This is a genomic window from Massilia sp. CT11-108 (assembly GCF_047302915.1).
GTDB classification, from domain to species: Bacteria; Pseudomonadota; Gammaproteobacteria; order Burkholderiales; family Burkholderiaceae_D; genus Telluria; species Telluria orientalis.
Map to the genome: position 1 here is coordinate 41,052 of NZ_JBKYMO010000006.1, position 8,665 is coordinate 49,716.

Annotated in this window: 10 protein-coding genes; 4 read left to right on the forward strand and 6 right to left on the reverse strand. The window is 59.6% G+C overall.

Annotated elements, in window-relative coordinates; genetic code table 11:
• The first annotated feature begins 21 nt into the window (after positions 1 to 21).
• Positions 22 to 2,310 carry a PAS domain S-box protein gene (locus tag ACEN88_RS01700; RefSeq protein WP_413337091.1) on the forward strand — a complete coding sequence of 763 codons (2,289 nt, stop codon included), beginning with the start codon at positions 22 to 24 and terminating at the stop codon, positions 2,308 to 2,310.
• A 32-nt stretch (positions 2,311 to 2,342) separates the two neighbouring features.
• On the forward strand, positions 2,343 to 3,164 hold the full coding sequence (locus tag ACEN88_RS01705) for a response regulator (protein ID WP_413337092.1): 822 nt from the start codon (positions 2,343 to 2,345) through the stop codon (positions 3,162 to 3,164).
• 30 nt (positions 3,165 to 3,194) lie between these two features.
• Here ACEN88_RS01705 and ACEN88_RS01710 read toward each other — a convergent pair whose 3' ends face one another.
• From ACEN88_RS01710 to ACEN88_RS01720, 3 genes are all read right to left on the reverse strand, one after another.
• Complete coding sequence (locus ACEN88_RS01710; RefSeq protein WP_413337093.1) at positions 3,195 to 4,346, reverse strand: ATP-binding protein; 1,152 nt, start codon at positions 4,344 to 4,346, stop codon at positions 3,195 to 3,197.
• The gene (locus ACEN88_RS01715; protein ID WP_413337094.1) at positions 4,343 to 4,729 is read right to left on the reverse strand and encodes a response regulator; all 387 of its coding nucleotides are present in this window, start codon (positions 4,727 to 4,729) and stop codon (positions 4,343 to 4,345) included. The genes ACEN88_RS01710 and ACEN88_RS01715 overlap by 4 nt, the downstream gene beginning before the upstream one ends.
• Positions 4,730 to 5,000: 271 nt before the next feature.
• Entirely contained in the window at positions 5,001 to 6,137 is a 1,137-nt protein-coding gene (locus tag ACEN88_RS01720; RefSeq protein ID WP_413337095.1) for an AI-2E family transporter, read from the reverse strand.
• Between ACEN88_RS01720 and ACEN88_RS01725 the strand changes: the two genes are divergently transcribed.
• Positions 6,103 to 6,411, forward strand: coding sequence for a hypothetical protein (locus ACEN88_RS01725; protein WP_413337096.1), 309 nt, complete (start codon positions 6,103 to 6,105; stop codon positions 6,409 to 6,411). The genes ACEN88_RS01720 and ACEN88_RS01725 overlap by 35 nt on opposite strands.
• A gap of 162 nt (positions 6,412 to 6,573) precedes the next feature.
• On the opposite strand, the gene ACEN88_RS01730 is transcribed toward ACEN88_RS01725, so the two are convergent.
• From ACEN88_RS01730 to ACEN88_RS01740, 3 genes are all read right to left on the reverse strand, one after another.
• The gene (locus ACEN88_RS01730; protein WP_413337097.1) at positions 6,574 to 7,062 is read right to left on the reverse strand and encodes a hypothetical protein; all 489 of its coding nucleotides are present in this window, start codon (positions 7,060 to 7,062) and stop codon (positions 6,574 to 6,576) included.
• A 49-nt stretch (positions 7,063 to 7,111) separates the two neighbouring features.
• Entirely contained in the window at positions 7,112 to 7,261 is a 150-nt protein-coding gene (locus tag ACEN88_RS01735; protein ID WP_413337098.1) for a lmo0937 family membrane protein, read from the reverse strand.
• 107 nt (positions 7,262 to 7,368) lie between these two features.
• A complete protein-coding gene (locus ACEN88_RS01740; protein WP_413337099.1) occupies positions 7,369 to 7,992 on the reverse strand; it encodes a glycine zipper 2TM domain-containing protein in 624 nt (207 codons plus the stop codon).
• A gap of 268 nt (positions 7,993 to 8,260) precedes the next feature.
• Between ACEN88_RS01740 and ACEN88_RS01745 the strand changes: the two genes are divergently transcribed.
• The gene (locus ACEN88_RS01745) at positions 8,261 to 8,491 is read left to right on the forward strand and encodes a helix-turn-helix domain-containing protein (protein ID WP_413337100.1); all 231 of its coding nucleotides are present in this window, start codon (positions 8,261 to 8,263) and stop codon (positions 8,489 to 8,491) included.
• Positions 8,492 to 8,665 lie beyond the last annotated feature (174 nt).

The following is an 8,665-nucleotide window of genomic DNA, read 5'->3' on the forward strand; positions in this document are numbered from 1 at the left end:
GTCGGGACATCGAATCTACTTATGCAAAACATCAAACCTCTTCCTGTCGAGCGCCTGGTCGTGATCGGCTTTGCGGCGACGTTCGCAGTGCTGCTGCTGGTGGGCGCCCTCGCGCTCACGCAGGGCGCTACCGGCGAGGCAAGGGCGTTGCACATCGAATCGAGTATCGGATTGCTGCTGTGTTTTTTGGGCGGCTTGTTCGCACTGGCGAAGCGGCAGGCGCGCGTGCAGGCGGCCCGGGACGCCGGAAATATCGTCGCCCCTCTGTTGAAGACAAGCGCGTTGCAGGATGCCATTTTCAATAGCGCGAACTTTTCGAGTATCGCCACCGACGCCGACGGCGTGATCCAGATCTTCAATGTGGGCGCGCAGCGCATGCTCGGCTACGCCGCGACGGACGTGATCAACAAGCTGACGCCTGCCAATATCTCGGATGCGCATGAACTGATCGAACGCGCCGCATCCCTGAGCAAAGAATTCAATGTCGCAATCCGGCCTGGCTTCGATGCGCTGGTCTACAAGGCGATGCGAGGCATCGAGGACATCCATGAACTGACCTACATCCGCGCCGACGGAACGCGCTGTCCGGCGCTGGTGTCCGTTACGGCCTTGCATGGCGCCGATAACAAGCTGATCGGTTTCCTGCTCATCGGCACCGATAATACGGCCCGCAAGGAGGTCGAGGCTGAACAGGCCCGGCTTGACCAGCGCTTGCGCGACCAGCATTTCTATACCCGCTCGCTGATCGAATCGAACATCGATCCACTGATCACGACGGACCCGCGCGGCATGATCAGCGACGTCAACCATGAGATGGAAATGCTGACAGGCCGCACCAGGGACGAACTGATCGGCGCGCCATTCAAGAGCTGCTTTACCGAGCCGGAGCGTGCGGAGGAAGCAATTGCCCGCGTGCTGAACGAAGGCAAGGTCAGGAACTACGAACTGACCGCATTGGCGCGCGACGGCCAGCAGACGGTGGTGTCCTTCAACGCGACCACGTTTCACGATCGTGACCGCACATTGCAGGGCGTGTTTGCTGCAGCCCGCGATGTCACCGAGCGCAAGCATTTCGAGCACGCCCTGCAGGAAACCAACGTCGAGTTGCAAGCGGCACGCGAAGCCGCCGAGAAAGCCAACCGTGCGAAGTCCGAGTTCTTGTCGAGCATGAGCCATGAATTGCGCACGCCGCTCAATGCGGTGCTCGGCTTTGCCCAACTGATGGCGTCGGAAATGCCGCCGCCCGGCCCGCGCCAGCAGCGTTCCATCGACCAGATCCTCAAGGGCGGCTGGTACTTGCTACGCCTGATCAATGAGATTCTTGACCTGTCGATGATCGAAGCAGGCAAGGTGACGATGTCGCAGGAATCGATGTCGATCAATGAGGTGCTGCAGGATTGCAAGGGCATGATCGAGCCGCAAGCCGCCAAGCGTGGCATCGCGATGACTTTCCCGGATCTCGACAACGTGTTCTACGTGCACGCCGATCGCACCCGGATCAAGCAGGTCATGATCAACCTGCTGTCGAATGCGATCAAATACAACGGCATCGGCGGCAGCGTGACTGTCCAGTGCGCCAAGAGCGACAACGACCGCGTTCGGATCAGTGTCAAGGATACCGGCGCCGGGTTGTCCGCGGAACAGCTTGGGCAATTGTTCCAGCCCTTCAATCGCCTCGGCCAGCACGACGGCGTCGAGGAAGGTACCGGCATCGGGCTGGTGGTGACCAAACAGCTGGTCGAACTGATGGGCGGCGCCATGGGCGTGGACAGCGTGGTCGGGCTGGGGACGGTATTTTGGGTCGAATTCACGGCGTCCGCCGCGCCCACGCTGGCGCTCGAGAATATCGATGATGTGACGCTGGAGCGCAGGCAGACACCGGCCCGGTTGCCGGACGATCAGCCGACCCTGCTGTACGTCGAGGACAATCCCGCCAATCTTGCGTTGGTCGAGCAATTGATCGCGCGCCGCGGCGACTTGAAACTGCTGACCGCGATCGATGGTCACCTCGGCATCGAACTGGCGCGTGCCTACCAGCCGGATGTGATCCTGATGGACATCAATCTGCCAGGCATCAGCGGCTACGGCGCACTCAAGCGCCTGCACGAAGACCCGGCCACGGCGCACATCCCGGTACTGGCGCTATCGGCGAATGCCGTTCCGCGCGATATCGAAAAAGGCTTGCAGGCCGGGTTCTTCCGCTATCTGACCAAGCCGATCCGCGTCCACGAATTCATGGCTGCGCTCGACGTCGCCTTGCTGCACGCTGCCAGCACCAACCCATTCCAGCAGGCTGAACATGGCCAATAACACGATGTTAATGCCTATCTCGAGGAGTTCCGATGCTTGAAGCTGCTGAAATTCTGAACGCCGCCATCCTGGTCGTCGACGACGAGGAAGCGAACGTTGAGCTGATCGAGGAAATGTTGCGCAACCAGGGCTATACCAACGTCACCACGACCCAGCGGCCGCGTGAAGTCTATGGCCTGCATGAACGACACCGCTACGACCTGATTCTGCTCGACCTGCACATGCCCGACATGGACGGTTTCGAGGTCATCGAGGAACTGCGCAAGATCGAGCGCGCCAGCTACTTGCCGGTATTGGTCATCACGGCGCAGCCCGCGCACAAATTGCGCGCCCTGAAAGCCGGTGCAAAAGATTTCGTCAGCAAGCCCTTCGATTTCCTCGAACTGCAGACGCGCATTCACAATATGCTCGAGGTGCGGCTCCTCCATCGCAAGCTCGACGACTATAACCGGGTACTGGAACGAACCGTGCTCGAACGGACCGCGGAGTTGCGCCGCAGTGAAGCGCGTTTCCAGCGTTTTACGGAGCTCTCGTCGGACTGGTATTGGGAGCAGGATGCCACCGGCAGGCTGACCCAATATTCCGGTCCGGTCGAAGAAATGCTGGGTATCGGCAGCGGCGCCTCGCTCGAAGAACTCGCGGCCGCGGGCTGGAACATGGAGGAAAGGGCGGCACTCGAGACCAAAATCGCGAACCGGCAGCCGTTCCTCGACTTTGTCTATAGCCGGACCTTGCCCGACTCCCGTATCCAGTATCTTCAGGTCAGCGGTGAGCCGATCTTCGATGACGCCAGCGGATTTGTCGGCTATCGCGGGATCGGGTTGGACGTCAGCGAACGCATGCGGCGGGCTTGATGGCCCCACGTTGCCCTGGACTGTGGATGATCAGTCATCCTTCCTGCGGTGCGGCGTCACGCGCGGAATGTGCAACGAAAAGGCCACGCCGTCCTCCTCGCTGGAAGTGACGGAAATCGCGCCACCGTGTGCATCCACAATTTGCTTCACCACATAAAGACCGAGTCCCAGGTTTTGCGTGCCCGCGCCTACTCGCTCGCTCGCCGGACGTATGGCAAAACGTTTCACCGGATCGAAGAGTGTTCTTAGCTTCGCCGGCGGAATGATGTCGCCTTCGTTCTTGACCTGGTACATCACCTCGTCCGGGAAGCCGCAGATCGAGACCTTGATCGCTCCTTCGGGCTTGCCGTGCTGAATGGCATTCGAAATCAGGTTGGCAAACACCTGGGCCATCCGGTCTCCGTCCCACACCCCGGTCAACTCACCCTCGCACATCAATTCGATCCTGCGGTCGGGATGGAAAGTATTCGCCTCTTCCACGACACCGTGGCATATTTCCAGAAGATCGACGGTACTGGGATCGACCGGTATGCCGTCACCCAGGTGCGACGTCGAAAAATCAAGCAGATCCCGGATGATCGCGTCCATCCGTTTTGAACTATTGAAAATACGCAGGCCTACCTTGAGAACCTTGGATGGGAGCGTTTGATCCTGCAGCAATACCTGGGCGCCCATGCTGATCGCACCAAGTGGGCTTCGCACATCGTGGCCGAGAATTGCCAGGAACAGGTTTTGGGCCTCGCGCAACATTTTTGCATAACGCGCCATCGATTCCATCTGGGCCTGGTCGATGGCCTCGTTGAAGCGGACCATGTCCTGTATGTCGTTAGCGGTCGTTATCTCGACCTGGCGCGCCCATAGACGCAGCACACTCGAGCGCAGGGCGCGGTACTCGGCCATGACCTGCTCGCCCGTGAAACCGATCGAAACCCGGTCGGCGCCATGAATCTCGGCCGCCGTGTCAAGAGCCGCCTGCGGCCCCAGGCCTTTGGATTTGGCGATGCTCTCGCTTTCGCACTGCGGTGTTTTCAAATCGAGGGCAATAACCTGCAGAACTTCGCTCGCGTGATCTCGCAATTCTTTTTTGTTGGCGTCCACGAGCGGTTCGATCGTCGATGCGAAATCTTCCCACTCCTGTAAGATGGGCTCGAGGTGAGCCAAAATGAAGTCGGATAATCTCATGAGTTTCCTTTTTCGCTGGAAACCGCACTGGTACAGTTCGCCAATAGTTTACGCACTTCGCCCATCAGATCTTCCGCCAGAAATGGCTTTCGCAAGAATCCATCGTAACTCGTTCCGGGAGCGACCTTGCCCCGCAGCGAACCGCTCATCAATAAAACTGGGAATTGGTGACCGGCCGGCCTCGTCCTGACTTCCTCGCTCAACTGCAATCCGGTCATATGCGGCATGCTGCAGTCGGAAATCAACAATTCAGGTTGCTGTTCCTGAATCTTTGCCAATGCTTCCAAACCATTCGATACCACCGCCGCCTCATAGCCGTGCGATTCAAGCATCATCGAACAAGTCTCGGCAAAATCAACATCGTCATCTGCAATTAAAATCATTATTATCTCCCTAATACCTAAATTTTGTTACCGAACGGCATGCAAAAGTCGGCAAAGGGCGAAAGGATATCCCGATTGACAGTATGCACTGTTTTGATCACCCCGTCCGATTATTCGGCTTATTTTGGAAAATCTCCAAAGCATTATCAATCTTGAACAATGATTTGATGTTTTTCGGCCAGGCGGAATAAAATGGCAAACTGAATTCCATAGTCATTATGAAATTCATTTTCGGTAACGCGGAAACGGAATTGGAAGTTTTATCCCGGTTTTATCGGGCGCCGTAATCCGGACTCTTATCGTCGGCTTCCGCGGCCTCGGCATTCTCCTTTACCTTGCGCTCTTCCGATATTTCCAGCGCAACGCCGGCCGAAGCCTCGGCTGTCATGCCTTCGGTCCGACGCAGGTATTCGGCCTCGCCGATGACATCGTTCCGATCCGTCGTCACATCGTCCGGTTGCGCGGTTTCGCCCGGTAGTTCGAGCTTCAATTCCTCTGCAAGCATCAACAGCGTTGCCGCGACCGGCAGCGCCGGCAGGGCGCCGCCGATGCCGTACAGCGTGCCGCCGGTGATCAGCGCAAACAGCACGATCGACGATGGCAGGCGTAGTGCGCGGCCGTAAATGATCGGGATGATGACGCGACTTTCGAATTCTTCGTAACACAGCAGTAGAACGAACACGACGGTCGCGGCGGCGCTGCCGCTGGCAAGCGCTGCCAGCACGGCCGGAATCATGGTCAGGAAAATGCCTACGAACGGCAGCACGTCGGCAATGCCGCCGAATGCGGCGATCGCGATGGCATTCTGGACGCCGCATGCGCTCAACAGGATAAACAGGAAAATCGCCATCATCGCGCAAGTGACGACCTGGCCACGCACATAGCCGCCGACGATGGTTTCCAGGTTGAGCATGATGCGCGACAGCTTCATGTGATGCGCACGCGGGACAACGGCAAACAGGGCACCGCGCAGCCGGGCGCGGTCGATCATGATATACAGCGCAAGGAAAAAGGAACCCGCGCCATAGGCGACGATACTCAACAAGCTCTTGGAAAACGCCACGGCTTCGGTGCTGTACGACTTGAACAAGGCGCCGTACTGCAAGTGGCGCAATGTGCCGGCCAGGGAGGTCGTGAGCGGATACGAGGCAAGGAAGCTGACGGCGCGTTTGCGCAATTCCGGTTCCTGTTCCACGAGGCTCGTCACCTGCATCAGGAACGCGGGCACGGTAAAAACGGCCAGCGCCAATGCCAGCAGCAGCAGCGATGCGAACACGAGCGTGATGGCGCTCAAGCGACCGACCCGGCGCCGCTCCAGCCATTCGACTGCCGGGCCGAGCGTGCCGACCAGCATCAACGCCGCGATCAGCACCATGATCACCGGCACCAGCTGGGTGAGCAGCGCCACGCCCATCCCGATGAGCATGATCGTAATGATCGTCGACGGCGCGATGCCGATCCGTAGCGTACGTGTGTATGTGCCTGGACGTTTGAACGCGGCGGTTGCCGCATTCGCGCCAGGTTTGCCAGGGACCTGGCTGCTCGGGATGGGCATGATGGGTGGACTGTTCGTTGTTTTGATTCGAGCGCACTGCGTGTACGCAGCGGTTCCGGATGTTTTTACGAATGCCGGCATGGCGCTCAAACCGCTCGACGATTTATGCATTCATGCGCCAGTGTAGTACCACGCGCACCGTTCATTATGCGCGGGGCCGGCAGGAAGGCGCGTTTTGTGCCGTACGCAATTACATCAAAATATTGCGCATCGCGTCCGATGCGGAAATGCGCATATTGCCGGCGCAAAAAAGCAGATTATCCTGGCTTCATGCGCCCGATCCAGCCGTTTATTTCACGGCCGCCGCGCGGATATCGGCATTGCCCTTATCCTTGACTGCCAGCGTATGGCTTGCTGCAATTGTTTTCCTGGACATCGCATCGGCTTCGGCTTTTTGCATGTCGGCATTTGCATTAACGGTCGTCTTGATCATTTTTTCGTCGGCAGCGGCAATCGTTTTGTCTGCTTTGGCAGCCGCGCCCACTTCGTTACCGGGCGCTGCCTGTGCCGCTTGCACCTCGGCCTTGGCCCGGGCCTTGTCGGCCTTTGCCTGCGCCTTGGCTTTCTTGGCAGCCGACCTCGTCGCTACCTTCGCCATTTTGGCGTCGGCCTTGGCATCGACCTTCGCTTCCGCGGCGTTGGCCTTGACGTCGGCCTTTTCGGCTTTTACCTGCGCCTTGATAGTGGCCGGCGTCGGGGAGGATTCGGCCGCAGGCGTTGCCGCCATTGCGGAAATGGCGAACAGACTAGAAATCATGGCAGCGATAAATTTATTCATTGAAAACCTTAAGGTGAAATGTCGAGAAAAAGATTGGAGCGGTCGGCGATCAAAGGACTTTACGTCCGCTGATAACTCGCAGCAGGACGACGACGATGGCGATGACGAGCAGAATGTGGATCAGTCCACCGGCGGTGACCGCAGTGACCATTCCGAGAAGCCAAAGAATAATGAGTACGACAGCGAGGGTATAGAGCACAGTTACTTTCTAATTGTAGGGTGAGGCGATTATTGACTGGCCGGCTTTGTCTTGCCGGTACAGATGCCGTGTCTTGCAGGACCGCTGCGCGGCGCTGGTTACATCGCTTAACTGGTCAGCCGCACGACACCATCGACGATCCTGACGTGGTCGCCGTCATGCCACTGCGGCTCGGCGGCCTGCGAGACGGCGCGGGTCGATCCATCGTTCATGCGCACGACCGTTTCGTAGCTGCGGGTCGCCTCGACCCGCTTTTCTATTTGATTGCCGGCGATCGCACCGCCGATGGCGCCGGCCACGGTCATCGCTTGCCGGCCATGGCCGCTGCCGACCTGATTTCCCAGCAGGCCGCCGACGATTGCGCCGCCAGCCGCGCCGATTCCGCTGCCGTCGGCGCGGGTGATCAGCTCACGTGTCGATTCGACGACGCCGCAGTTGCCGCATGCGACGGCCGGATGATGGACGGGTTGGACGCGTGACCTTTCGTAGGCGGCCGCCGTAGGGACCGCGTGATGCGGTGCCCGCACGGAAGCGTAGGCCGGCGCTTGCACCGGCATCGCGGACCCGATCGATGGCGGCAGGGCCGGATCCTGCGTACGGCCCATCGAACTCGGGATCCATCCCATGAGGGCGGCGGTGCCGGTCAGGCAAAAAATCACGGCGGCGGTGCCGGCGACGATCACCATTGGATGGGCACGGGTTTGGGGGGTAGCGGCGGTGGGCATGTTCATGTTGTTCTCTTATGTTTGTTGCGGTGACACCGTTATCCGCCCATCGGGAGCCGCGCTCGGTCGGTTACCGCACATAGCGAAAAATAAATTTCTTAAGAGACAGTGCACTGTATGTAAAAGGCAGCGCCGCGCAACAGGGTCGCTTCATCAGCGGAGATTGAAAGGCCACCGCACCGCGGCGATGCCGGTGAATGCGCAAGCCGTGCGCGCCCTTCCATGGAAGCGGGCTGCCAGACGGGTGAAGAGCCGCTCACGGCAGAATTGGGAGTTGGTACTGTCACGCCTGCTGGACGACGCGCTGGGCGAAGCGCCGGCACGCTTCGTCGAGACGCCGCGCCTGGACCACGCGCGTGCGCTGCTGCGGACGTCGATGGCGCTGAAGTCGGTGGCTGCCCAGACGGGTTACGCGACGGCGGACCCGTTGTCGAAGGTGTTCGCGCGGCGGTTCGGACTCGGTCCGGGCCTGTTCCGCACGATGCACACGGAGCAGGCGACATAAAAAAGCCCGCATCGCGCGGGCTTCGTGAGGCGGCGTGCGGGCTTACTGGGTGACAGGTGCGGCAGGTGCCGGCGCGGCTTCCGGTGCCGGGGTAGCTGGCGTGGCAGGAGCAGCCGGGGTCGCCGGGGCAGCCGAGGCGTCCGACGTGCCCGAGGTACCCGAGCTGCCCATGGC